The organism is Cellulosimicrobium sp. NPDC057127 (assembly GCF_042670945.1).
Lineage (GTDB): Bacteria > Actinomycetota > Actinomycetes > Actinomycetales > Cellulomonadaceae > Cellulosimicrobium.
Map to the genome: position 1 here is coordinate 1 of NZ_JBHUUP010000016.1, position 23,034 is coordinate 23,034.

The 23,034-nt window shown below is 73.8% G+C and carries 23 protein-coding genes; 17 read left to right on the forward strand and 6 right to left on the reverse strand.

Annotated elements, in window-relative coordinates:
* Window positions 1-96 precede the first annotated feature (96 nt).
* Window positions 97-558: a tRNA (cytidine(34)-2'-O)-methyltransferase gene (locus ACFTZA_RS14595; RefSeq protein ID WP_378196530.1), complete on the reverse strand. Its 462-nt coding sequence runs from the start codon at window positions 556-558 to the stop codon at window positions 97-99.
* A 126-nt stretch (window positions 559-684) separates the two neighbouring features.
* On the opposite strand from ACFTZA_RS14595, the gene ACFTZA_RS14600 reads away from it, so the two are divergent.
* Window positions 685-1,179, forward strand: a complete 495-nt coding sequence (locus ACFTZA_RS14600; protein WP_378196262.1) for a hypothetical protein — start codon at window positions 685-687, stop codon at window positions 1,177-1,179.
* Window positions 1,176-1,553 (forward strand): YybH family protein, encoded by a 378-nt coding sequence (locus tag ACFTZA_RS14605; RefSeq protein ID WP_378196265.1) that lies wholly within the window; start codon window positions 1,176-1,178, stop codon window positions 1,551-1,553. Before ACFTZA_RS14600 ends, ACFTZA_RS14605 begins: the two co-directional genes overlap by 4 nt.
* 3 nt (window positions 1,554-1,556) lie before the next feature.
* Here the strand turns inward: ACFTZA_RS14605 and ACFTZA_RS14610 are convergent, their stop codons facing one another.
* Together ACFTZA_RS14610 and ACFTZA_RS14615 are read right to left on the reverse strand one after the other, a co-directional pair.
* The gene (locus ACFTZA_RS14610) at window positions 1,557-2,882 is read right to left on the reverse strand and encodes an RNA polymerase sigma factor (RefSeq protein WP_378196533.1); all 1,326 of its coding nucleotides are present in this window, start codon (window positions 2,880-2,882) and stop codon (window positions 1,557-1,559) included.
* The gene (locus tag ACFTZA_RS14615) at window positions 2,879-3,298 is read right to left on the reverse strand and encodes a YciI family protein (protein WP_378196268.1); all 420 of its coding nucleotides are present in this window, start codon (window positions 3,296-3,298) and stop codon (window positions 2,879-2,881) included. The genes ACFTZA_RS14610 and ACFTZA_RS14615 overlap by 4 nt, the downstream gene beginning before the upstream one ends.
* Window positions 3,299-3,495: 197 nt before the next feature.
* Here ACFTZA_RS14615 and ACFTZA_RS14620 point away from each other — a divergent pair, with 197 nt between their 5' ends.
* Entirely contained in the window at window positions 3,496-4,170 is a 675-nt protein-coding gene (locus tag ACFTZA_RS14620; RefSeq protein WP_378196271.1) for a DUF6518 family protein, read from the forward strand.
* Between the two features lie 16 nt (window positions 4,171-4,186).
* Here the strand turns inward: ACFTZA_RS14620 and ACFTZA_RS14625 are convergent, their stop codons facing one another.
* A complete protein-coding gene (locus ACFTZA_RS14625; protein WP_378196274.1) occupies window positions 4,187-4,852 on the reverse strand; it encodes a class I SAM-dependent methyltransferase in 666 nt (221 codons plus the stop codon).
* A 55-nt stretch (window positions 4,853-4,907) separates the two neighbouring features.
* A complete protein-coding gene (locus ACFTZA_RS14630; RefSeq protein WP_378196277.1) occupies window positions 4,908-6,854 on the reverse strand; it encodes a phosphoenolpyruvate carboxykinase (GTP) in 1,947 nt (648 codons plus the stop codon).
* A 135-nt stretch (window positions 6,855-6,989) separates the two neighbouring features.
* On the opposite strand from ACFTZA_RS14630, the gene ACFTZA_RS14635 reads away from it, so the two are divergent.
* Window positions 6,990-8,474 carry a helix-turn-helix domain-containing protein gene (locus ACFTZA_RS14635; RefSeq protein ID WP_378196280.1) on the forward strand — a complete coding sequence of 495 codons (1,485 nt, stop codon included), beginning with the start codon at window positions 6,990-6,992 and terminating at the stop codon, window positions 8,472-8,474.
* 55 nt (window positions 8,475-8,529) lie between these two features.
* Here ACFTZA_RS14635 and ACFTZA_RS14640 read toward each other — a convergent pair whose 3' ends face one another.
* A complete protein-coding gene (locus ACFTZA_RS14640; protein ID WP_378196282.1) occupies window positions 8,530-9,600 on the reverse strand; it encodes a hypothetical protein in 1,071 nt (356 codons plus the stop codon).
* Between the two features lie 188 nt (window positions 9,601-9,788).
* Here ACFTZA_RS14640 and ACFTZA_RS14645 point away from each other — a divergent pair, with 188 nt between their 5' ends.
* The 13 genes from ACFTZA_RS14645 to ACFTZA_RS14705 all read left to right on the forward strand — a co-directional run bounded on the left by ACFTZA_RS14645 (window position 9,789) and on the right by ACFTZA_RS14705 (window position 23,007).
* Complete coding sequence (locus ACFTZA_RS14645; RefSeq protein WP_378196285.1) at window positions 9,789-11,063, forward strand: hypothetical protein; 1,275 nt, start codon at window positions 9,789-9,791, stop codon at window positions 11,061-11,063.
* A gap of 126 nt (window positions 11,064-11,189) precedes the next feature.
* On the forward strand, window positions 11,190-11,414 hold the full coding sequence (locus tag ACFTZA_RS14650) for a hypothetical protein (RefSeq protein ID WP_378196288.1): 225 nt from the start codon (window positions 11,190-11,192) through the stop codon (window positions 11,412-11,414).
* Window positions 11,411-11,686: a hypothetical protein gene (locus ACFTZA_RS14655; protein WP_378196291.1), complete on the forward strand. Its 276-nt coding sequence runs from the start codon at window positions 11,411-11,413 to the stop codon at window positions 11,684-11,686. The genes ACFTZA_RS14650 and ACFTZA_RS14655 overlap by 4 nt, the downstream gene beginning before the upstream one ends.
* Window positions 11,687-11,867: 181 nt before the next feature.
* On the forward strand, window positions 11,868-14,207 hold the full coding sequence (locus tag ACFTZA_RS14660; protein WP_378196293.1) for a chemotaxis protein CheA: 2,340 nt from the start codon (window positions 11,868-11,870) through the stop codon (window positions 14,205-14,207).
* A complete protein-coding gene (locus tag ACFTZA_RS14665; RefSeq protein ID WP_378196297.1) occupies window positions 14,204-14,614 on the forward strand; it encodes a chemotaxis protein CheW in 411 nt (136 codons plus the stop codon). The genes ACFTZA_RS14660 and ACFTZA_RS14665 overlap by 4 nt, the downstream gene beginning before the upstream one ends.
* A gap of 53 nt (window positions 14,615-14,667) precedes the next feature.
* On the forward strand, window positions 14,668-16,290 hold the full coding sequence (locus tag ACFTZA_RS14670) for a methyl-accepting chemotaxis protein (RefSeq protein WP_378196300.1): 1,623 nt from the start codon (window positions 14,668-14,670) through the stop codon (window positions 16,288-16,290).
* Window positions 16,291-16,430: 140 nt separating this feature from the next.
* Entirely contained in the window at window positions 16,431-18,026 is a 1,596-nt protein-coding gene (locus ACFTZA_RS14675) for a methyl-accepting chemotaxis protein (protein ID WP_378196303.1), read from the forward strand.
* 85 nt (window positions 18,027-18,111) lie between these two features.
* A complete protein-coding gene (locus ACFTZA_RS14680; RefSeq protein ID WP_378196305.1) occupies window positions 18,112-19,842 on the forward strand; it encodes a methyl-accepting chemotaxis protein in 1,731 nt (576 codons plus the stop codon).
* Between the two features lie 82 nt (window positions 19,843-19,924).
* Window positions 19,925-20,992, forward strand: coding sequence for a chemotaxis response regulator protein-glutamate methylesterase (locus tag ACFTZA_RS14685; RefSeq protein ID WP_378196308.1), 1,068 nt, complete (start codon window positions 19,925-19,927; stop codon window positions 20,990-20,992).
* Complete coding sequence (locus ACFTZA_RS14690) at window positions 20,989-21,801, forward strand: CheR family methyltransferase (RefSeq protein ID WP_378196311.1); 813 nt, start codon at window positions 20,989-20,991, stop codon at window positions 21,799-21,801. The genes ACFTZA_RS14685 and ACFTZA_RS14690 overlap by 4 nt, the downstream gene beginning before the upstream one ends.
* Complete coding sequence (locus ACFTZA_RS14695; protein WP_378196314.1) at window positions 21,798-22,181, forward strand: response regulator; 384 nt, start codon at window positions 21,798-21,800, stop codon at window positions 22,179-22,181. Before ACFTZA_RS14690 ends, ACFTZA_RS14695 begins: the two co-directional genes overlap by 4 nt.
* Window positions 22,178-22,648 carry a chemotaxis protein CheX gene (locus ACFTZA_RS14700; RefSeq protein WP_378196317.1) on the forward strand — a complete coding sequence of 157 codons (471 nt, stop codon included), beginning with the start codon at window positions 22,178-22,180 and terminating at the stop codon, window positions 22,646-22,648. The genes ACFTZA_RS14695 and ACFTZA_RS14700 overlap by 4 nt, the downstream gene beginning before the upstream one ends.
* Window positions 22,645-23,007: a response regulator gene (locus ACFTZA_RS14705; RefSeq protein ID WP_378196320.1), complete on the forward strand. Its 363-nt coding sequence runs from the start codon at window positions 22,645-22,647 to the stop codon at window positions 23,005-23,007. Before ACFTZA_RS14700 ends, ACFTZA_RS14705 begins: the two co-directional genes overlap by 4 nt.
* The last annotated feature ends 27 nt before the right edge of the window (window positions 23,008-23,034 follow it).

Below are 23,034 nucleotides of genomic sequence, written 5' to 3' on the forward strand. Positions count from 1 at the left end.
GGGGGTGGTGGCGGCCCCCCCCGGCTGCCCCCCACCAACCCCGTTCTCGCGCGCGGAAGGCCGTCGTCGCGCGGCCGGCCGTCCGGGAGGGGCGGCTCAGGCGCCGCCTGCGAACCCCGCCTGCCGCCACGTCTCGTAGACCGCGATCGACGCCGCGTTCGTGAGGTTGAGCGAGCGCCGGCCGGCAAGCATGGGGATCTTCAGCTGGTCCGTCACGCGCGCGTGGGCGAGGACCTCGTCCGGCAGCCCGGTGGGCTCGGGGCCGAAGAGCAGGACGTCGTCGGGGCGGTAGGCGACGTCGGTGTACGACGTCGTCGCGCGCGTGGTGAACGCGAAGACCCGCCCGGGCAGCGTCGCGAGCGCGGCATCGAGGTCGGCGTGCACCTCCACGGCGGCGAGGTCGTGGTAGTCGAGGCCGGCCCGGCGGAGCTTCGGCTCGTCGAGGTCGAAGCCGAGCGGCTCCACGAGGTGCAGGCGCGACCCGGTCACCGCGGCGAGGCGGATCGCGTTGCCGGTGTTCCCGGGGATGCGCGGCTCGAAGAACACGACGTGCGGCAGGGCCGACGCCGGGCGGTCGGCCGGGTCGGCGACGTGCGGGCGCCAGTCCGCGGCGGGGTCGGGTGGGAGGTTCACGGCATCGATTCTCTCCCACCGCGTCCGCGCCCGAGTCGGTAGTGTCGGTGCATGGCGAGCGATCCGCGGGACCGGGTCAGCACGACGCACGACGGGGCGCGCGACGTCGACCACGGGCACCTCGACCAGGTGCGCCAGGACGCCGGGGCGGCGCCGGTCGGCCTCGAGCACCTCGTCCTCGAGGTCCTCGCCTACGCCGACGAGGAGGCTGAGAGCCGCGGCGCGCGGGGCACCGCCGTCGTCACCGTCCACGACGACGGGTCGGTCTCCGTCGCGGACGACGGGCGCGGCACGGACACACGACGCGACGCCACCGGCCGCGTCGTGCGCAAGCAGGTCATGGCCACGCAGGACCTGCAGCTCACCGGTCGCGACGACGCCCCGGCACTCCCGGACGGGCGCCCGCGCTGCGGCATCTCGACGGTCGCCGCGCTGAGCACGTGGCTCGAGCACACGAACCGGCGCCGGGACGGCGCGTGGACGCAGGGGTACGAGCACGGCGTCCCGAGCTCGGACCTCGTGGACCGCACGGAGGCCCTGCGATGACGCGCGACGAGGTCATGGCGTGGGTGGGGGCGTACGTGTCGGCGTGGCGCGCGAGCGACCCGGACGCGGTGGCACGGCTCTTCACCGAGGACGCGACGTACCTCCGCTCGCCGTACGACGAGGAGCCGCTGCACGGGCACGACGCGATCCGCGGCTTCTGGACCGTGGACGAGGACGCGTCGTTCACCGCGACAGGGGAGCCGGTGGCCGTCGAGGCGGACTCCGCCGTCGTCCGGCTCGAGGTGCGCTACACCGCGCCGCGCGAGCAGGAGTACCGCGACCTGTGGCTCCTGCGGTTCGCTCCCGACGGTCGCGTGTCGCACTTCGAGGAGTGGGCGTACTGGCCCGGGAGGTCGTACAGCGCCGCGGACTGAGCCTCAGGGCCGCAGGGCCGCGGACTTGCGCCGCAGCAGGTCGCGCTCGCGCGGGTTCGGGCACAGGCGCACGGCGAGGTCGTACTCCGCGCGCGCCTCGTCGACCCGGCCGAGCCGGCCGAGCAGCTCGGCGCGCACGCTCGGCAGCAGGTGGAACCCGGACAGGCGGTCGGCCGCCACGAGCTCGTCGACGATGTCCAGCGCCTCCTGCGGCCCTTGCGCCATCGCGACGGCCACCGCGCGGTTGAGGTCGACCACGGGGGACGGCGCGACGCGGCCGAGCGCCTCGTAGAGCAGCACCACGCGCTCCCAGTCGGTCTCCGCGACGGACGGCGCGACGGCGTGGCACTCCGCGATCGCCGCCTGGAGCCCGTACGCACCCCGGCCGCGACCGTGGGCGTCGGCCCGGGCGAGCGCCGCACGACCGCGCCGGACCGCGGACCGGTCCCACCGGCGCCGGTCCTGGTCCGCGAGCAGGACGGGCTCGCCGTCGGGGCCGGTGCGGGCGGGGAAGCGCGCCGCGGTGAGCTCGAGCAGCGCGAGGAGCGCGTGCGCCTCCGGCTCGTCGGGGACGAGCCCGACGAGCACGCGCGCGAGCCGCAGCGCCTCGTGCGCGAGGTCGGGGCGCAGCCACTCGTCGCCCGACGTCGCGGTCGAGCCCTCCGTGAAGATCACGTACAGCACGGCGAGCACGCCGCCGAGGCGCTCGGGGCGCTCCTCGCGCGGGGGGACGGCGAACGGGACGCCCGCGGCGGCGAGCGTCTTCTTGGCCCGCGTGATCCGGGCCTGGACGGTCGCGGTCGGCACGAGGAACGCTCGCGCGATCTCGTCGCTGGACAGGCCGGCCACGACGCGCAGCGTCAGGGCGACCTGCGCCTCGCGCGAGAGCACCGGGTGGCACGCGACGAGCACGAGGGCGAGCACGTCGTCGTCGACCCGGTCGGGGTCCCACAGGATGTCGGCGTCGCCCGTGCCGGACGACGTGCCCGACGTCGCGCCCGCCGCGGTGCCGCCGTCGTCCAGGCCGCGGGCGAGGGCGGCGTACCGCTCGTCGAGCGCGGCGCGCCGCCGGAACGCGTCGATCGCGCGCCGGCGCCCCACGGCGAGCAGCCAGCCGGCAGGGCTGGCGGGGACGCCGTCGCGCGGCCAGGCCACGAGCGCCTCCGCGAGAGCCTCCTGCGCGACGTCCTCCGCGAGCGCGACGTCGCCCGTGTACCGGGCGAGGGCCCCCACGACGCGGGCGGACTCGATGCGCCACACCGCCTCGACGGCGCGGCGGCCGGGCTCTCCCGCCCGGCCGGCGCGCGCGGCCCGCGGGGGCGCGCTCACAGCTGGCCCGTCGACTCCCGCCACGCCTTCTCCTTGCGGATCCACTCGTTGTCCTGCGGGAACTCGTCGATCGTCGGCACGCGGCGGATCTCGATCTTGGTGCCCGGGACCGTCATCGGCATGCGCTTGGCCCACTCGACCGCCTCCTCCTGCGACGCGACGTCGAGCACGTAGTAGCCCCCGAACAGCTCCTTGGTCTCGCCGTACGGGCCGTCGGTGACCACGGGCGTCTCGGACGAGAAGTCGACCACCACGCCCTTGCTCGCGTCCTCCAGTCCCTCGGCGGCGAGGAGGACGCCCGCGCGGATCAGCTCGTCGTTGAAGCGCCCCATCGCGTCGAGCATCTCGTCGAACGAGACGTTCTCGAACACTGCGGCGGCCTCGTCGGTGCTGCGCATGATGAGCATGTACTTCATGGTTCGTCTCCCGTGTCGGCGGGTCGGTCCTCCGACCCTCTCACCCACAGGTCGAACAGGTAAGGGACGGATCGACATCGTCGGCGAGAGAGCTCCGCGGTGGTCCGGGCACGACCGTGCCGTCCACCTGGAGGAGGACACCGAACCCGTCCCGGGGAGGACGCCGGCGCACGGCCCGGCGGTGTTCGCTGGGTGTCGTGACCGCGACCTCGCCCCGCCGGACCGCTCCGGCCGCACGCCCCGCCCCGGTGCTCGCTCCCGTCCCCGCCCCCGTGCCCGCCCGCGTGCCGCTCGGGCGGGCCGCGGCCGTGCTCGCCGCGGCGCTGGCCCTCGGCGTGCTCACCGAGTGGCTGCAGGGGGTGCTCGTCGACCCGTGGGCCATGTGGGCCAACTCGGTCGCCGCGTGGGTCGCGGTCGCGTTCGCCGCCGGCGCCCTCGTGCGCCGGCCGGTGGCGGCGGTCGCGCTCGGCGTCGGCGCGGAGACGATGCTGATGGCCGGCTACTACGGCGCGCGCACGCTGCACGACGTGCCCTCGGACGCCCGCATCCTCGCGTTCTGGCTCGGCGGCGCGCTCGTCGGTGGCGCGGTCTTCGGCCTCGCCGGCGCGTGGTGGCGGTCCGACGTCGCCTGGCGCCAGGTCACGGGCGTCGCCCTGCTCGGCGGCGTGCTCGTGAGCGAGGGCCTGATGCGCTGGCAGATGTTCCCGTGGCAGGGCGCCTCCGGCGCCATCATGTGCGCGGTCGGCGTGGTCTGCGCGGTCGCGCTCGCCCGCAGCCCCCGCCAGCGGTGGCTGGTCCCGCTCGCCCTCGCGGCGACCGTGCCGCTCGGACTCCTCGGGACCGCGACCGCCAACAACATCCTCGGCGGCTGACGACGACGCCCGAGGGTCAGGCGCGGTGGAGCTCCGCGCGCCAGAGCCCGCGGCGGCCGGGAGGGTCCTCGAACGCGAGCTCGTCGACCGACACGGCCGACAGCCCGTCCGCGGCGAAGGCGTCGATCTCCGCCCGGGTCAGGAGCCAGGGCGGGCCGTCCTCGTCGTCCTCGTGGGCCACGGACTGGAGCACGAGCAGGGTCCCGCCCGGCGCCACGAGCGAGCGCACCCCGGCGGTGAGCTCCCCGCGCACGCTGCGGTTCACCGCCTGCACGGTGTAGATCTCGACGACCAGGTCGAACCCGCCGCGCCACGCGGGCGGCAGGTGCAGCAGGTCCGCGACGGCGTAGGTGACCGCCGAGCCGGGGTGACGGGCGCGCGCCGCAGCGACCGCGGAGGGCGAGACGTCGAACGCCGTCGTCGCCCATCCGAGCCGGGACAGGTGCTCGGCGTCGGCACCCAGCCCGCACCCCACCACGACGGCGGTCCGGCCGGCGGGGGAGAGGCCGCGGTCGTCGAGCCACGCGGCCAGCACCGGGTGCGGGTCGTCGTGGTCCCACGGCACGGCGACGTCGCCGCGCCCGGCGGCGGACCAGAGCTTCTCGAACCAGCCGGTCGGGTCGGACGGGTCGGCGTTGCCGAGCCGTCCGGCCTCGGCCTGCCAGCGGCGGCGCTCGACCATGACGTGGACCCTAGTGACGCGCGGGAACCGTCCACAAGGGTCGGCCGTCGCCCGGTCAGGCCCCGAGCCGCTCGCGCAGCCGGGCGAGCTGGTCCCGCAGCGCGTTCGGCACCCGGTCGCCGAACGTGTCGAAGAACTCCGCGGTCAGCGCGGTCTCCGCGAGCCACGGCTCGGGGGCGACCTCGAAGAGGGCGTCGAGCGCGCCGTCGGGCAGGTCGAGCCCGTCGGTGCGCAGCGAGCCAGGGGCCGGCAGGAGGCCGACGGCGCTCTTCACCGCGCCGCAGTCGGTCCGCACGCCGTGCGCGCGGTCGACCTGCGCGGCGATCCACGCGAGCACCCGCACGTTCTCGCCGAACCCGGGCCACAGGAACCGACCGTCCGCGTCCTTGCGGAACCAGTTCACCTGGAAGATCTTGGGCCGCTCGTCCGGCTCGATCGACGCGCCGACGCGCAGCCAGTGCGCCCAGTGGTCGGCCATGTTGTAGCCGCAGAACGGCAGCATGGCGAAAGGGTCGCGACGCAGCTCGCCGACGGTGCCCTCGGCCGCGGCGGTCCGCTCCGACGAGACCGTGGCGCCCATGAGCACCCCGTGCTCCCACCCGTACGCCTGTGCGACGAGCGGCACGTTCGACGCCCGGCGCCCGCCGAAGACGATCGCGTCGATCGGCACGCCGTCGGGGTCCTCCCACGTGTCGGCGATGGTCGGGCACTGCGCGGCGGCGACGGTGAAGCGCGAGTTCGGGTGCGCGGCCGGGCGGCCGGCCGCGCCGTCGGCCGGCGTCCAGTCCCGACCGGTCCAGTCGACCAGGTGGCTCGGCGGTTCGGAGGTCAGCCCCTCCCACCAGACGTCGCCGTCGTCGGTCAGCGCGACGTTGGTGAAGATCGTGTCCCGCGCGAACGTCTCGACGGCCGCCGGGTTCGTGTCCGGGCCCGTTCCCGGCGCGACGCCGAAGAAGCCCGCCTCCGGGTTGATGGCGCGCAGGCGCCCGTCGGGCCCGGTGCGCAGCCACGCGATGTCGTCGCCGATCGTCTCGACCGTCCAGCCGGGGAGCGTGGGGCGCAGCATCGCGAGGTTGGTCTTGCCGCACGCCGACGGGAACGCGGCGGCGAGGTGGTAGCGGCGACCCTCGGGCGACGTCACCCGGATCACGAGCATGTGCTCGGCGAGCCAGCCCTCGTCGCGCGCCATGGCGGACGCGATCCGCAGCGCGAAGCACTTCTTGCCGAGCAGCGCGTTGCCGCCGTAGCCCGACCCGTACGACCAGATCTCGCGGGTCTCGGGGAAGTGCGCGACGTACTTCGTCTCGTTGCAGGGCCATGCGACGTCGTCCACGCGCGTGGCCTCGGTGCCCCGACCGACGACGAGCGGCATCCCGACCGAGTGCACGGCCGGGACGAACGGCTCCCCGGCGTCGACGAGGTCCACGACCTCGCGGCCGACGCGCGTCATGACCCCCATGCTCACGACGACGTACGGCGAGTCCGTGACCTGGACGCCGACCTGCGAGAGGGGCCCGCCCACCGGGCCCATCGAGAACGGGACGACGTACATCGTCCGGCCGCGCATCGAGCCGGCGAACACGTCGCGCAGCTCGGCGCGCATCGCCTCGGGCTCGCGCCAGTTGTTCGTCGGGCCGGCGTCGGCCTCCTCGCGCGAGCAGATGAACGTGCGCGACTCGACGCGGGCGACGTCGCCCGGGTCCGACCGGGCGAGGTAGCTGCCCGGGCGCTTCTCGGGGTCGAGAGGGAGGAGCGTGCCGGCCTCGACCATGAGCCGGACCAGGCGCTGCTTCTCCTCGGCCGAGCCGTCGCACCACACGACCTCGTCCGGCTCGGTCAGCGCCGCGACGTCGTCCACCCAGGCGCGCGCGTCCTGGGGGCGACGGTCGGTTGCGGCTCGGCCACCGCCCGCCGGCGCAGCGACGTGCTCCGCGAGCTCGGTCTCGACGTCGTCGAGCAGCGCGGCGTGGCGGGTACGGCGGGGGTTCGCGGTCGCGGTCATGGGTCGGTCTCCCTGCGGGTGGTGGGCGAGCGGTCGGGCCGAGGTGGTCCGGCCCTTTCCAGCCTCGTGGCGCCGAGACCGCCTTTCCACCGTAGGAGCCGTGAAGAATCGCGCTTCTTGACGTACCGTGAAGCGATGGCGCCCCGGACGACGTCGGTCCCCGACGAGGACAGGCCCGCGGACCACGCGGACCTCATCACGTTGGGCCGCCGCGTGCGGCACTTCCGCACCGCGCGCGGCCTCACCCTCGACGCGCTCGGCGAAGCCGTCGGGACCGCGCCGAGCCTGCTGTCCATGGTGGAGAACGGCCGTCGCGAGCCGCGCCTGTCGCTCCTGCAGCAGATCGCCCGCGCGCTCGACGTGCCGGTGCCGGACCTGCTCACCGACGAGCCGCCGTCGCGCCGCGCCGCGCTGGAGATCGCGCTGGACCGCGCGCAGCGCGGCCCGCTGTTCGCCTCCCTCGGGCTGCCGTCCGTGCGGGCAGGCCAGAAGCTGCCGCTGCCGGTGCTCGAGAACCTCGTCGGCCTGCACACCGAGCTCCAGCGGCGTGCGACCGAGGCGATCGCGACGCCGGAGGAGGCGCGGCGGGCCAACACCGAGCTGCGCCTCGAGCGCCAGGCCCGCGACAACCACTACCCGGAGATCGAGGAGCTCGCGGAGTCGATGGCCCGCAAGGCCGGGTACACGGTCGGTGCGCTCACGCACCGGACGGTGTCGCGCATGGCCGAGCAGCTCGGGTTCACGATCTGGCACGTCGACGACCTGCCGCACTCCGCGCGCACCGTGACCGACCTGCGGCACGGCCGTATCTACCTGCCGCCGGCCTCGATCCCGGGCGGCCACGGGCTGCGCTCGCTCGCGCTGCAGGCGATCGCGCACCGCGTGCTCGGGCACGAGCGACCGCGCTCCTACGCGGAGTTCCTGCGTCAGCGCGTCGAGATCACGTACTTCGCGGCGTGCTGCCTCATCCCGCAGTCCGCCGCCGTCGACTTCCTCGAGCGGCGCAAGCGCGAGAAGGACCTCGCCGTCGAGGACCTGCGCGACGCGTTCGGCGTGACGCACGAGGCCGCGGCGCAGCGGTTCACGAACCTCGCGACGGTGCACCTCGGCATCCCGCTGCACTTCCTGCGCGTCGGGGACGACGGCGCGCTGTTCCGCGGCTACGCGAACGACGGCCTGCCCCTGCCCGCCGACGTGACCGGCGCCATCGAGGGCCAGATGGTGTGCCGGCGCTGGGCCGTGCGCGAGGCGCTCGCGCGGCGCGACCGCGCGACGGAGTCCTACCAGTACACCGACACCCCGGCGGGCACGTACTGGTGCTCGACCCAGACGGGGACGACGGCGACGGGGCAGTTCGCGCTCGCCGTCGGGGTGCCGTTCGCCTCGGCGAAGTGGTTCCGCGGCCGCGGCACGACGGTCCGGCGGCAGTCCGGCTGCCCCGACGAGGCGTGCTGCCGGCGCCCTGCCGCCGAGGCCGCCGCCCGCTGGCAGGACGCCGCGTGGCCGAGCGCCCGCATGCACCAGCACGTGCTCTCGGCGCTGCCGAGCGGCGCCTTCCCCGGCGTCGACGCGACCGAGGTCTACGCGTTCCTCGAGAAGCACGCGCCCGACGACGCGTGAGCGGGCGGGCGAGCGGCGCGCCGCACCGGGGGAGTGCCCACCCGCAGGAGTGCCCTCAGAGCGCTGCGGGCCCCGAGAGCGTCGCGACCTGACCGAGCACCTCGGCCGTCTCGATCTCCACGCGCAGCGCGACACGGTCGAGCCCGACGGCGGCGGTCTCCACGACCGAGCCGAGCAGCGCCCGCAGGTCGGCCACGGCCCCGAGCGCCCGCGCCGGCGTCGACGCCCGCTCGGCGCTCGCGGTGACGAGGCCGAGCGCGAGCCCGAGGTCCTCGGCGACGTCGTCGTGGGGTGACAGCAACGTGGACGCGACCCGCGCGAGCGTGCCCGCCCGGCGGCCCAGCTCGTGCGCCGGCAGGTGCGCGTCCGCGAGCTCCGCCGCCCGGTCGGACAGCTCGCGCGCGACGAGCGCCGACGACGCGTCCCGTAGGTCCTCCACGTAGGTCCGCGTCCCGTCCGCGCCCGCGAGCGGCCGGTGGGCGCGGTCGAGGGCCCACGTCGGGTCGCGGTCCTGCGCCCGCAGGTACCGGTCGAGGTCGACGGAGTCCAGGGCGTCGTCGTCCGCCCCCGCGAGCCAGGCCGTGACGCGGTCGAGGTCGTGCGGGTCGTCGACGTCCAGGCCGACCGTGGACAGGACGTCGAGCCACGTACCGGTCCGGGCGTCGAACAGCGGCACGAGGCTGTCGTCCTCAGGCCCGGCCGGGCGCACGAACCGCCCGTGGGCGTGGTCGTGCAGGAGCACCCAGCGACGGTCCTCGATGACGACGGGGCTCGACTCGGACAGCTCGAGGACCACGCGCAGCGTCCACTCGTCGTACGTCTCGCCCCACGCCTCGCCGGTCACCGGGTCGCGCAGGATGCTCGGCGCCCGCAGCCGACCCGGCAGCCACAGGAGCGGGTGCCACATCGCCTCGGGTCGCAGCGCCGGCCAGCGCCGGTGCCCTGCTGGTACGGTCCAGGGCATCGGGAGCGGGGTGGCCGACAGGGGCGAGAGCAGCACCTCGTCCTCGGCCAGGCCCGTGAAGGCGCGCCACATCTGCAGCCGCTCGACCGTGTCGAGCGCCGACGTGGGCAGCAGGAGATGCTCTCCCGGCCCGACGTCGAGCGTGCGGCGCCTGTGCTCCACGGATCGCCCTTTCTCCTGGTGCCGTCATTGTCGTGTCGGACGGGCCTATGCCGTTCCCGCGGTGACCAGCCTGCTCCGCTGCGCGACGCCCGGCCGGCCGCGGGACCACGCGCTGGTGTGACCGACGTCACAGTATTCTCCGGTCGCGAGCGGCCGATTTTCGTGATTCAGCCGCACACACGCTTGGCATGGAGATCGTGTCCGCCGCCACCGACAACGCCGTGGTCCGCCCGCTGCACGACCGTGCGAGCGACGAGCTCGACCGGACGACCACGGAGCTCGCGCTGCGCGTGCGCGCGGGGACCCTCGCCGAGCGCGAGGCCCGCATGAGGATCTACGAGGCGACGTTCCGGACCGGCATCGTCCGGTCGGAGACGCTGCGCTACTGCCACCGGCACAACATCGCGCGCTTCCTGCACGACGACATGGTCGAGGCCGCGGTGGACTTCTACACGCGCAAGATCCTCGACCTGCCCAGCGTCGACGGGGCGGAGGGCGACTCCACCGGCCGCAACGGCACGAAGTTCTTCGACCTCGAGGTGTTCGCCGACGGCGCGAGCGCGGCCGGTTCCATCCGCCAGGCGCTCGGCGACTACACGCTCATGCACCGTACGCTCCTGCGCAGCGTCCGCTCGGCGCGCAAGGTCGGGCAGATCGTCTCCACCGAGCTCCTCGAGGGCACGATCGACGCCGAGGGGCGCCTGGCGGGACTGGTCCACGAGCTGCCCGTCGTGCCCGACCCGGCCGCGGAGGTGCTCGACGCGGGCCGCAACGAGCGGCTCGACCGGCTCTACGACGCGCACGGCAGCGCCGCGGCGCGCCAGCGCGGCGTGCTGCGCACCCACATCGACGCGTCCGCCATCCGCGACGCCTTCGACCTGCCCGAGCTCGCACGTCCGCTCGACCCCGACGTGCGCGCCCGCATGCTGACCTGGGTCGAGGAGGACGCCGGGCTCGCCCTGCGCTCCGTCGTCGACCGGTTCGACCCGCAGCGGTGCCGCCGCGCCGAGGCGATCGGCCGGCTGTGGGCCGCGTTCGACGAGACCCAGCTCGAGACGGTCGCCGAGCACGAGTACGGCGCGAAGATCGCCGACCTGCTCGTCCGCGACGTCCTCGCCGACCGTGCCCGGCCGGGCCGTCCCGCCGTGTCCCGCACGCGCGTCGCCGTCAAGCGCGCCGTCGCCGGCTGCAAGCTCGACGGGGCCTGGGTCACGGACCTCACCGCCGTCTTCCTCGAGCACGAGCACGAGGCGCGCTCCGCCTGGGACCCCGACCGCGGGACCGGCGAGTCGACGCGTGACTCCGTGCGGTACCTGCGGACCCTGGCCGCGGCCGCGGCGCTGCCGGGGACCCCGCTCGGGCGCACGCCCGCGCAGGTGCGCGGCACGCTCGCGGAGCTCGTCGCCGACGCGCGCCAGAGCACGAGCGCCAAGCGGTCGGACGCCGTCCAGCAGGCCGTGTAGCGCCCTCCCGCACCGCCCACGGAGCGCCCCTCTCCCCGCCGTCCGCGCCGGGAGAGGGGCGCTCCGTCTGCATAGGGACACCGAACGTCGAGGGCCTCGTCGGACGAGGCCACGGAAGGAGACCCCATGGGCCCCGCCATCCCCGCACGTACGCGGGCGAAGACCGTCGCGGAGCGCTGCGCACCGCTCACCAAGGAGCTCGCGCGCCGGAGGTCCGGGAAGCCGCTGACGCCGGTCGACGTGCACGAGCAGATCGCGTCCCTCGTCGACGAGCTCGTGGTGCAGGGCATGACCCGGACCGAGGCCGCGGGCCTGGTCAACCGCGCGGCGCAGAAGGCCACCGCCGCGTGAAGGCGCTGCGGCGCCCCTGGGAGGTCGTCGACCTCGTCTGCCCGACCGTCGCGTCAGGTGCCGCACGCGCCGGGGACAGGGCTCCCGCCGCGCCGGTCCGTCCCGCCTGGCAGCACCGCTGCGACGCCTGCGGCGCGTGGGCCTGCGTCCACGTGCGCGTCGGCGACCACGGCGAGCTCCTGCTGTGCGCGGAGCACTTCCGCACCCACGAGAAGACCCTCGACGCGAGCGGGTACGCCGTCTCCTGGGGCGCCTCGGAGAACGGCGCGTAGGCCCCGGAAACCACCCGCTCGACCCCACCACGAACCCCACCGCCCCGCCGACAGTCCCCGGTGATCGCCCCCGCAAGGCGGGCGGTCGCCGGAGCACCAGGAGGGAGCTCCGGACCGCTCGCCGGAGCCGGCGACGGACATGATGCCAGTGATGGCAAGGGGGAGGGTTGCGTTGGACGAGATGGACGAGATCGTTCACGAATTCCTGGTGGAGTCCTACGAGAACCTCGACCAGCTCGACCAGGACCTCGTGGCGCTCGAGAGCGACCCGACGTCGCGCACGCTGCTGAGCAGCATCTTCCGCACGGTGCACACGATCAAGGGCACGAGCGGATTCCTCGGGTTCGGCAACCTGGAGCGCGTGTCCCACGTGGGCGAGTCGCTCCTGTCCGAGCTGCGCGACGGCAAGCGGGAGATGGACCAGCCCACGGCGGACGTCCTGCTCGCGCTGGTCGACACGCTGCGGGCGATCCTGGCCCGGGTCGAGTCGGGGTCGGGGGACGACCTCGACGTCGAGCCGATGGTGCAGCAGATCGTCGCGGTCCAGGACGGCACGTCGGCACCGTCCGTCGGACCCGTTCCGGACGGGACGCCGGACGGGACGCCGGACGAGACGCCGGACGCGGTCGAGGCGGCACCGGCGGCCGCCGCCGACGCGGCCCCCGCCGACGCGACGGCAGCGGTGCCGTCGACCGAGGTGCCGGTCGAGGTCGCACCGGAGCCCGTGCCCGCGGCAGCTGTGCCACCGGCACCTACCGTGCCTCCGGGCTCGACGGCGCCGCGCGCCGAGGAGACCGAGACGCACCAGCGCAACGCCGCCGAGGGCTCGATCCGCGTGGACGTCGACCTGCTCGACACCCTCATGCGCCAGGTCGGCGAGCTCGTGCTGGTGCGCAACCAGATCGACCGCATCGCGGGCGAGGGCGAGGACCAGGACACCAAGCGGTCCGCCCAGCGCCTGAGCCTCATCGCCTCGGAGCTGCAGGAGGGCGTCATGAAGACGCGCATGCAGCCGATCGAGCACCTGTGGTCGAAGATGCCGCGCGTCGTGCGCGACCTCGCGAAGATGCTCGGGCGCGACGTGCGCATCGAGATGGTCGGCGGGGACACCGAGCTCGACCGCTCGCTGCTCGAGGCCGTGAAGGACCCGCTGACGCACCTGGTGCGCAACGCCGTCGACCACGGGATCGAGCCGCCCGACGTGCGCGTCGCCGCCGGCAAGCGCGCCCAGGGTCTCGTGACGCTGCGCGCGTACCACTCGAACGGCCAGGTCGTCGTCGAGATCTCCGACGACGGCGCCGGCATCGACCACGACAAGGTCGGCCGGGCCGCGGTCTCCAAGGGGCTGCGCACCGCGGCCGACGTCGCGGCCATGTCGCCCCCCGAGCTGCTCGACCTGCTCTTCCTGCCCGGGTTCTCGACCGCCGCCAAGGTGACCAACGTGTCGGGCCGCGGCGTCGGCATGGACGTCGTGCGCACGAACATCGAGGCCATCGGCGGCTCGGTCGACGTCGAGTCCGTGGTCGGCACCGGCACGACGTGGCGCATGCGGATCCCGCTGACGCTGGCGATCATGCCGGCGCTCACGGTGACCTGCTGCGGTTCCGTCTACGCGATCCCGCAGGTGAGCCTCCTCGAGCTCGTGGCGCTGGGCGACCAGCACGGCGAGATCGAGCACGTCGGCACCGCCCCGGTCTTCCGCCTGCGCGGCACGCTGCTCCCGCTCATCTCGCTCGCCGAGGTGCTCGGGCTGGAGCAGGAGGACGAGGGCCGCGTGATCGCCGTCGTCGAGGCCGACGAGCAGCGCTTCGGCGTCATCGTCGACCGGGTCCTCAACATGGAGGAGATCGTCGTCAAGGCGATCGCCAGCCGCCTCAAGCAGATCGGCATGTACTCCGGGGCCACGGTCCTCGGGGACGGCGGCGTGGCGCTCATCCTTGACCTCCAGGCGATCGCGCGGCGCGTGCTGTCGGCGGAGGCCGCGAGCCTCGCCCGGGCGCACGTCCAGGACACCGCGGACGAGGTCGTGCTCAGCGAGCAGACCCTCGTCGTCGGGGCGGGGGACCGCCGCGTCGCGATCCCGCTGGAGGCGGTGACGCGGCTGGAGCGCATCCGGACCGACACCATCGAGCGGGTCGGTGCGCGGGAGGTGCTCCAGTACCGCGGTGCGCTGCTGCCGCTCGTGCGCCTCGACCAGCTCCTCGGTGCCGGCGGCGGACTGCCCGCCGACGAGATCGACGTCGTGGTCTACACCCGTGCGGGGCGCAGCATCGCGATGGCCGTCACGGAGATCGTCGACATCGTCGAGGACGACGCCCGTCGGCACAGCGACATCGACGACCACGGGCTCCTCGGCTCGACGGTCCTCAAGGACCGCGTCACCGAGCTGCTCGACGTCCGCAGCGCGGTCCAGGCCGCCGACCCGGACTTCTTCGACGACGTCGAGACGGGTGGCGCCGGGTTCGACGACCTCAACGACCCGCTGGCCGGTTCCGGCCTGACCCTGGCAGGTGCCCGATGACCACCCAGCTCGTGACGTTCACGCTCGACGACCGCCTGTGCGGCATCCCGGTCGACCGCGTGCAGGAGGTGCTCCCCGGCGGGACGCGCACGCGGGTCCCGCTGGCACCCGACGACGTCGCCGGTCTCGTCAACCTCCGCGGGCAGGTCGTGCTGTCGGTCGACCTCCGGCGCCGGCTGGGCATGCCCGCCCGGGGCGACGACCAGATGATGGTCGTCGTCTTCGTCGGCGACGAGACCGTGAGCCTGCTCGTCGACCAGATCGGCGACGTCCTCGAGGTCGACGCCGAGCAGTTCGAGGCACCGCCGCAGACGCTCACCGAGGAGCTGCAGGCCGTGATCCTCGGGGCGTACAAGCTGCCCCAGCGGCTGCTGCTCGCGCTCGACGTCGACGCCGCGGCGTCCTGAGCAGCGCCCCACCCCCTCTTCCGCAGTCTTTCCCGTTCCCAAGGAGTACCCCTATGTCCACCTACGAGACGACCCCCCGCACGGCCCCTCGCCGTCGCCGCCGCTTCGCGGACCTGTCGATCCGCACGAAGATCCTCGTGGCGGTCGGCGTGCTCGCCGCCGTCCTCGTCCTCGTCGTCGGGTTCGCGCTGAAGAGCCTGCACTCCGTCGCGGCGAGCACCCAGTCCGTCACCGACGTGGCGAACTCGCTCCTGCGCAGCAACGCGCTCGTCGACCACCACTCGCAGGAGGCGTGGCGCCTCACCTACCAGTACCCGCTGGTCGAGGGCGAGGCCCGCGCCAAGGTGGTCGCGCAGATGGACGCGACCGACGGCCTCGTGGCGGACCAGATCACGGCGATCGACGCGGTGCTCGAGGCCGCGGGCGTCGACGAGCCGAACTGGAACGAGTTCAAGGCCCGGTGGGCCGAGTGGGTCGCCTTCCGCGACGCGTCCCTCATGCCCGCCATCGACGCGGGCGGGGTGCCCGCGGACGTCCAGGCGGAGAACGACGAGATCATCGCCAACTACCGGGCCGCGCTCGGTGCGTCCAGCGCGGGCGTGTACGAGTACCTCGGGACCGTCGCCGGCGAGGCGGCGGACGAGGCGGCACGGACCGACCTCATCATGATCGCGCTCGCCGCGGGCGGGCTGGTGCTCTCCCTGCTGCTCGGCGTGCGGGTGGCGAACACCATCCGGCGCTCGGCGGGCACGGTGCAGCGCTCGATCGGTGCGCTGGCGGCGGGGGACCTGACGGTGCCCGCGGACGTGGACAGCCGTGACGAGCTCGGGCAGATGGCCGCGGCGCTCACGGCGGCGCAGACGAACCTGCGCGGCATCATCGGCGAGGTCGCCGGCACGTCGGAGGCGGTCGCCGCGGCGGCCGAGCAGCTGTCGGCCACGAGCCACCAGTTCTCGGAGAGCTCCGAGCAGACCGCGTCCCGCTCCGGCGCCGTGGCGTCGGCGGCGGAGCAGGTGTCGCAGAACGTGCAGACGGTGGCTGCGGGTGCGGAGCAGATGGGTGCGTCGATCCGGGAGATCGCGCAGAACTCGAACGAGGCGGCGAAGGTCGCGAACAAGGCGACCGATCGTGCGGCGGCGACGAACGAGACGGTGCAGAAGCTGGGGACGTCGTCGCAGGAGATCGGTGACGTGATCAAGGTGATCACCTCGATCGCGGAGCAGACGAACCTGCTGGCGCTGAACGCGACGATCGAGGCGGCGCGTGCGGGTGAGGCCGGGAAGGGCTTCGCGGTGGTGGCGTCCGAGGTCAAGGAGCTGGCGCAGGAGACGGCGAAGGCGACCGAGGACATCGCGCGCCGGGTCGAGGCGATCCAGGGCGACACGGCGAGCGCGGTGGACGCGATCGGGGAGATCGCGGACATCATCGGGCAGATCAACGACTACCAGCTGACGATCGCCTCGGCGGTCGAGGAGCAGACCGCGACGACGAACGAGATGTCGCGCGGTGTGCAGGAGTCGGCCACGGGCGCGAGCGAGATCGCGGACACGATCACCGGCATCGCGACCGCCGCGTCGTCCAACACCGCGGCGCTCGACCAGATCAACGGGGCCGTCGCCGAGCTCGCGCGCATGTCCGCCGAGCTCCGCGCCCGGGCCGCGCAGTTCGCGTACTGATCGCGAGCGCTTCCCCGACCAGGGCGGCGGCCCGCGGCCCCCACCGCCGGCCGCCGCCCGACCTCGGAGCCCAGCGCTCCCGGGACCACGCAGCAACCCACCGAAGGACCTCCACGCAGTACTGACCGAAGGACACCGTCATGAGCACCCGTACCCGCACACGTCGCCTGCGCGACCTGTCGATCCGCACCAAGGTCGTCTCCGCCGTCGGCGTGATGGCGATCGCCGCCGCGGCCATCGGCGTCATCGGAGCCGGCCAGGTGAACGCCCTCGCCGACGAGCAGGCACAGGTGTACCGGGAGCGCGTCGCGCCGATGGTCGACTTCGCCGCCGCCCACCGCATGTACCAGGGCGCACGGGCCCGTACCGCCGCGATGGGCCTGCTGTCTCCCGACCGGCTCGACCCCACGGTCGCGGAGATCGACACCTTCGCGACGGACGCGACGGACCTTCTCGACTCGCTGCGTCCCGTCGCGGCCGACCCGGCGGCGGTCGACGCGGCCGTGGCCGCGGTCACGGACTACAACGCGACGGTCCGGGGCGAGTGGCTCGGCGTCGTGCGCAGCGGGGACCGTGCCGTCATCGAGCGCTACTACGACGAGACGATGCAGCCGATGTCCGACATCGTCAACGACTCGCTCACGGCGCTCACCGAGCTGCAGGCCGCGGCGGCCGCCGAGGCGAACGAGGACGTCGCCCAGCTCGCGGCCAGCACGCAGCGGCTCATCCTCATCATCCTCGTCGCGGGCCTCGCCGTCGGGTTCGGGCTCGCCATCGTGGTCGTGCGCCGCATCATGCGCAACGTGCGCATCATCGGCTCGGCGGTCGACGCGCTCGGTGCGGGCGACCTCACCGTGCGCCCGGAGGCGGACTCGCAGGACGAGCTCGGCCGCATGACCGACAGCCTCGCCGGCTCGATCGCCTCGCTGCGGGCCACGATCGGCAGTGTGAACGAGGTGACCGCCGCGGTCGCGTCGAGCGCGGAGCAGCTGGCTGCCTCCACCACCCAGCTGGTCGCGACCACGGAGCAGTCGTCGGCGCAGTCGGGCGTGGTGGCGTCGGCGGCGGAGCAGGTGTCGCAGAACGTGCAGACGGTGGCTGCGGGTGCGGAGCAGATGGGTGCGTCGATCCGGGAGATCGCGCAGAACTCGAACGAGGCGGCGAAGGTCGCGAACAAGGCGACCGATCGTGCGGCGGCGACGAACGAGACGGTGCAGAAGCTGGGGACGTCGTCGCAGGAGATCGGTGACGTGATCAAGGTGATCACCTCGATCGCGGAGCAGACGAACCTGCTGGCGCTGAACGCGACGATCGAGGCGGCGCGTGCGGGTGAGGCCGGGAAGGGCTTCGCGGTGGTGGCGTCCGAGGTCAAGGAGCTGGCGCAGGAGACGGCGAAGGCGACCGAGGACATCGCGCGCCGGGTCGAGGCGATCCAGGGCGACACGGCGAGCGCGGTGGACGCGATCGGGGAGATCGCGGACATCATCGGGCAGATCAACGACTACCAGCTGACGATCGCCTCGGCGGTCGAGGAGCAGACCGCGACGACGAACGAGATGTCGCGCGGCGTGCAGGAGTCCGCCACGGGCGCCAGCGAGATCGCCGGGAGCATGACCGGCATCGCGACCGCCACGACGACCACCGCCGAGGTCCTCGGGGAGATCCGGGCCTCCGTCACCGAGCTCGCGCGCATGTCGACCGAGCTGCGCGCCCGGGCGTCGCAGTTCGCCTACTGATCGACCCGCCCCCGGCCAGGAGGGCCGGCGGGCGGTGCACGGAGACCCGCAGGGGGTCGACCGGACCAGGGAGAAGGAATCTCACGTGACTCAGCTGATGGACCCGCCGCACGCGCAGGGGTACGCCACCGCGTCGTCCAGCACGTTCCCCCCCACCGCGGCGGGGACCGGGGGCGGCGCACCCGGGGGAGGCCGCCGGGCCGAGGAGGAGCGGACGCCGTCGCAGGACGACGGCGGGCGGCGTCTGTGGGCCGACCGTCCGGTGCTCTTCAAGATCCTCACGTCGGTGCTCGTGATGGTCGCCGTCACCGGGGTCATCACCGCGGTCGCGCTCGGCTCGATGTCGCAGCTGCGGGCCGACGCCGCCGCGATGTACAGCGGGAACGTCACGCCGCTGCAGCAGCTCACCGAGATCCAGCGCGCCTACCAGGGTGACCGCGCACGCGTCATCCAGTACGGCATCGCCGACGCGGAGACCCGGGCCACGCTGGTCGACGAGCTGGTCGAGCGCAAGGTCGACCTGGACTCGCAGATCGAGGCGTACCGCGAGAACGCGGTGAGCCAGGCCGACGTCGACACGATGGTCGCCGCGCTCGACGCGTACTACGCCGCGGCGGAGGGCGTGCTGTTCCCCCTCGCGGACTCGGGCGACATGGCGGGCTTCGCGTCGCACTTCAACTTCACGATCCGCCCGCTGACGACGGACGTGATGGAGGCCATGCAGGTCGAGACAGCCTCGCAGGGCGTCCAGGCGGCCGAGCTCGCGGCCGAGACCGACGAGGTCGCCGCGCGGTCGTTCCTCCTGACGGTGCTCGTCGCGGTGGCGGGCGCCCTCGCGGCGACCGTCCTGTCCTACGTCGCCGCGCGCGGCATCGTCCGACGGATCACCGCCGTCTCGACGTCGCTGTCGGCCGTGGGCGACGGCGACCTGACCGTGCCGTCCGGCGTCACCGGCCGCGACGAGATCGGGCGCCTCGCCGTGGACCTCGAGCGCACCCAGGCGAACCTGCGGGAGCTCATCGCGGGCACGGTCGAGTCGGCGCAGACGGTGGCGGACGCCGCCGGGGCGCTGGGCGGGATGGCGACGCAGTCCTCGGCGAGCTCGGACGAGACCGCCGTGCAGGCCGGCGTCGTGGCGTCGGCGGCGGAGCAGGTGTCGCAGAACGTGCAGACGGTGGCTGCGGGTGCGGAGCAGATGGGTGCGTCGATCCGGGAGATCGCGCAGAACTCGAACGAGGCGGCGAAGGTCGCGAACGCGGCCACCGAGCAGGCCGCCGTCACCAACGAGACGGTGCGGCAGCTCGGCACGTCCTCGCAGGAGATCGGCAACGTCATCAAGGTCATCACCTCGATCGCGGAGCAGACCAACCTGCTGGCGCTGAACGCGACGATCGAGGCGGCACGGGCCGGTGAGGCCGGCAAGGGCTTCGCGGTCGTGGCGAGCGAGGTCAAGGAGCTCGCGCAGGAGACGGCGAAGGCGACCGAGGACATCGCGCGCCGCGTCGAGGCCATCCAGGGAGACACCGAGGGCGCCGTCGGCGCGATCGCCGAGATCACGCAGATCATCGGGCAGATCAACGACTACCAGCTGACGATCGCCTCGGCGGTCGAGGAGCAGAGCGCGACGACGAACGAGATGTCGCGCGGCGTGCAGGAGTCCGCCACGGGCGCCAGCGAGATCGCGGGGAACATCACCGGGATCGCGTCCGGGGCGCAGGAGAACGCCCGCACGATGGAGCAGATGAGCTCCGCCGTCGGCGAGCTCGCCCACGTCTCCGAGCAGCTGCGCGCGCAGGTCTCCCGGTTCCGGCTCTGACCGTCCCGACCGTGACCAGCACGCTCCCCACCCCCCGCACGGTGCGCCCGAGCGCCGTGCCCCGCACCGAAGGAGGCCGAGGATGATCCGTGTCCTCGTGGTCGACGACTCCGTCGTCATCCGGCGCCTCGTGTCGCAGACCCTCGACCGCGACGCCGACATCACCGTCGTCGGCACGGCGGCGGACGGCCGTCTCGCCCTGTCGAAGGTCGAGCAGCTCGACCCCGACGTGGTCACGCTCGACATCGAGATGCCGACGATGAACGGCATCGAGACGGTGCGCGCCCTGCGCGCCGCGGGTCGCCGGATGCCCGTCATCATGTTCTCCACGCTGACGGAGCGTGGCGCCTCGGCCACCCTCGACGCCCTGACGGCGGGCGCGACGGACTACGTCACCAAGCCCAGCGGTGCCGGCTCGGTGCAGACGGCGCTCGAGCGCGTCGGGCTCGAGCTCGTGCCCAAGATCAAGGCGCTCGTGCCGCGCGCGCTCCGGGCGACGGGGGCGCCGGCGGCGCCCCCGTCCTCGGCGGGTGCGGCCCGAGCCGGCGGACGCGCGGCTCCCGTGCGCCCGGTCCGCGCCCTCGTGGTGGGCTCGTCCACGGGCGGGCCCGAGGCGCTGCGCCAGGTCCTCGCGGGCCTGCGCGCGCCGCTGCCCGTGCCGATGCTGCTCGTCCAGCACATGCCGCCCGTCTTCACGCGCCAGCTCGCCGAGCGGCTCGACCGGGAGGGGGCGACGCGCGTCGTCGAGGCGGCCGGGGGAGAGGTGCTGCGTGCGGGGCACGCCTACCTCGCGCCCGGTGGCCGCCACCTCGAGGTCGTCCGCGAGGGCACGAGCCTCGTCACCCGGCTCACCGACGGACCGCCCGTGAACTTCACGCGCCCCGCCGTCGACGTGCTCTTCCGGTCCGCGGTGCGGGTGCTGGGAGGCGACCTGCTGGCCCTCGTCCTCACGGGGATGGGGTCGGACGGCCGGGACGGCTCCGGCGAGATCGCCCGCGCCGGCGGGCACGTCATCGCGCAGGACGAGCGGTCGTCCGTCGTCTGGGGCATGCCCGGCGCCGTGACGACCGCCGGCCACGCCCACCAGGTGCTGCCGCTCGGCGAGATCACGCGCGCCGTGGTGTCCGCGACGGAAGGAGCGCACGCATGACCGTATCCACCCAGTCCTTCTCGTACGTGAGCGACCTCGTCCGCAAGCACAGCGCGATCCAGCTCACGCCCGGCAAGGAGTACCTCGTCGAGTCCCGGCTGGGCCCGCTCGCCCGCGAGAAGGGGCTCCAGGGCCCCGACGCCGTCGACAGCTACGTGCAGCGGTACGTGCGCGGCGGGACGGCGACCGAGATCGTGCGTGTCGTCGAGGCGATGACGACCAACGAGACGTCCTGGTTCCGCGACACGTCGCCGTTCACGGCGCTCCGTCGCGTCATCGTCCCCGCGTGCGCCGGCGCCGACCTGTCCGTGTGGTCGGCCGCGTGCTCCACGGGCCAGGAGCCCTACAGCATCGCCATGGTCCTGCGCGAGGAGAAGGTGCCGCGGTTCCGCATCCTCGCGACCGACATCAACGCCCAGGTCGTCGACCGCGCCCGCACGGGACGGTACAGCCAGCTCGAGGTCAACCGGGGCCTGCCCGCCCCGATGCTGGTCGGCAACTTCACGCGCGTCGGAGCCGAGTGGGAGGTCGACGCCGGGCTGCGCCGGAGCATCACGTTCCAGCAGCACAACCTGCTCGACCCGCCGCCCGGCGCCGGCCAGTTCGACGTCGTGTTCCTGCGCAACGTCCTCATCTACTTCGACCTGCCCACCAAGCAGTCGATCCTCGCCCGGCTCCGTCGTCGGGTGCGCCCTGGTGGCTTCCTCGTCCTGGGAGCCGCCGAGACCACCGTCGGCGTGGACCCCTCGTGGGACCGGGTCGACGTGACGCAGGGCTCCATATACCGACTCCGAGGAGGCAGCTCATGAGAGCGCTGATCATCGACGACGCCCGTGTCATGCGTCGCATCGTCGCCACGACACTGCACGATCTCGGCTTCGAGACCGCCCAGGCGGCCGACGGCCGCGAGGCGCTCGACCAGCTCGAGGCGGGGGAGAGGTTCGACCTCGCCTGCGTCGACTGGAACATGCCGGTCATGGACGGGCTGGAGTTCGTGCAGGCCGTCCGCGCGAACCGCGAGTGGCGCGACCTCACGCTCATGATGGTCACCACCGAGTCGGAGCAGGGCCAGATCGTGCGCGCCCTGGCTGCCGGTGCCCACGAGTACCTCATCAAGCCGTTCACCCCCGACGCCCTCATGGCGAAGCTCGACATGCTCGGGCTCCTACCGACGAAGGAACTCGCATGATCGACACCCACGTCACGCTCGCGGAGAGCGTCGTCCCGATCACCCAGGACCTGTTCACGGCGATGATCGACGGCGAGCCAGGCCTGCTCACGCCCGCGGACGCCATCACCGTGCCGATGGTCGACCCGGTCCACGCCTGGGTCGACATCGTCGGCCCGGCGCACTACCGCGCGCTCGTCGTCACGCCCCGCGCCACGGCGGACCGTCTCGCCCGCGCCCTGCTCCAGATGACCCCCGACGAGGACGTGTCCCTCGAGGACGTCGAGGACGCCCTCGGCGAGGTGGCGAACGTCGTGGGCGGCAACCTCAAGGGGATGCTGCCCGAGGGGTCCTCGCTGACCCTGCCCGTCGTCGACGTCACCGGCCCGACGGCCTCGCGCCCCGCCGACCACGAGCAGCCGCTGCTCTGGCGCGGCGACCCCCTCGTCATCTCCCTGTGGACCCCGAAGAACGGAGAAGAGCTGTGAAGGTCCTCGTCGCCGACGACAGCCGTGTCATGCGGCAGATCGTCGTCCGTACCCTGCGTCAGGCCGGCTTCAGCGCCTGGGACGTCGTCCAGGCCGGAGACGGCGCGGAGGCGCTCGCCATGGCCCAGGCCGAGAACCCCGACCTGGTGCTGTCCGACTGGAACATGCCGGAGATGAACGGCATCGACGTCCTGCGCTCGCTGCGCGCCGCCGGCTCGACGGTCCCGTTCGGGTTCGTCACGTCGGAGGGCTCCCCGCAGATGCGCGAGCTCGCCGACGCCGAGGGCGCGCTGTTCCTCATCGCGAAGCCGTTCGACGCCGACACGTTCGAGACGGCCCTGCGGCCGCACTTCCGCTGACCCACCCGCCCCACCCGCCCACCCGGA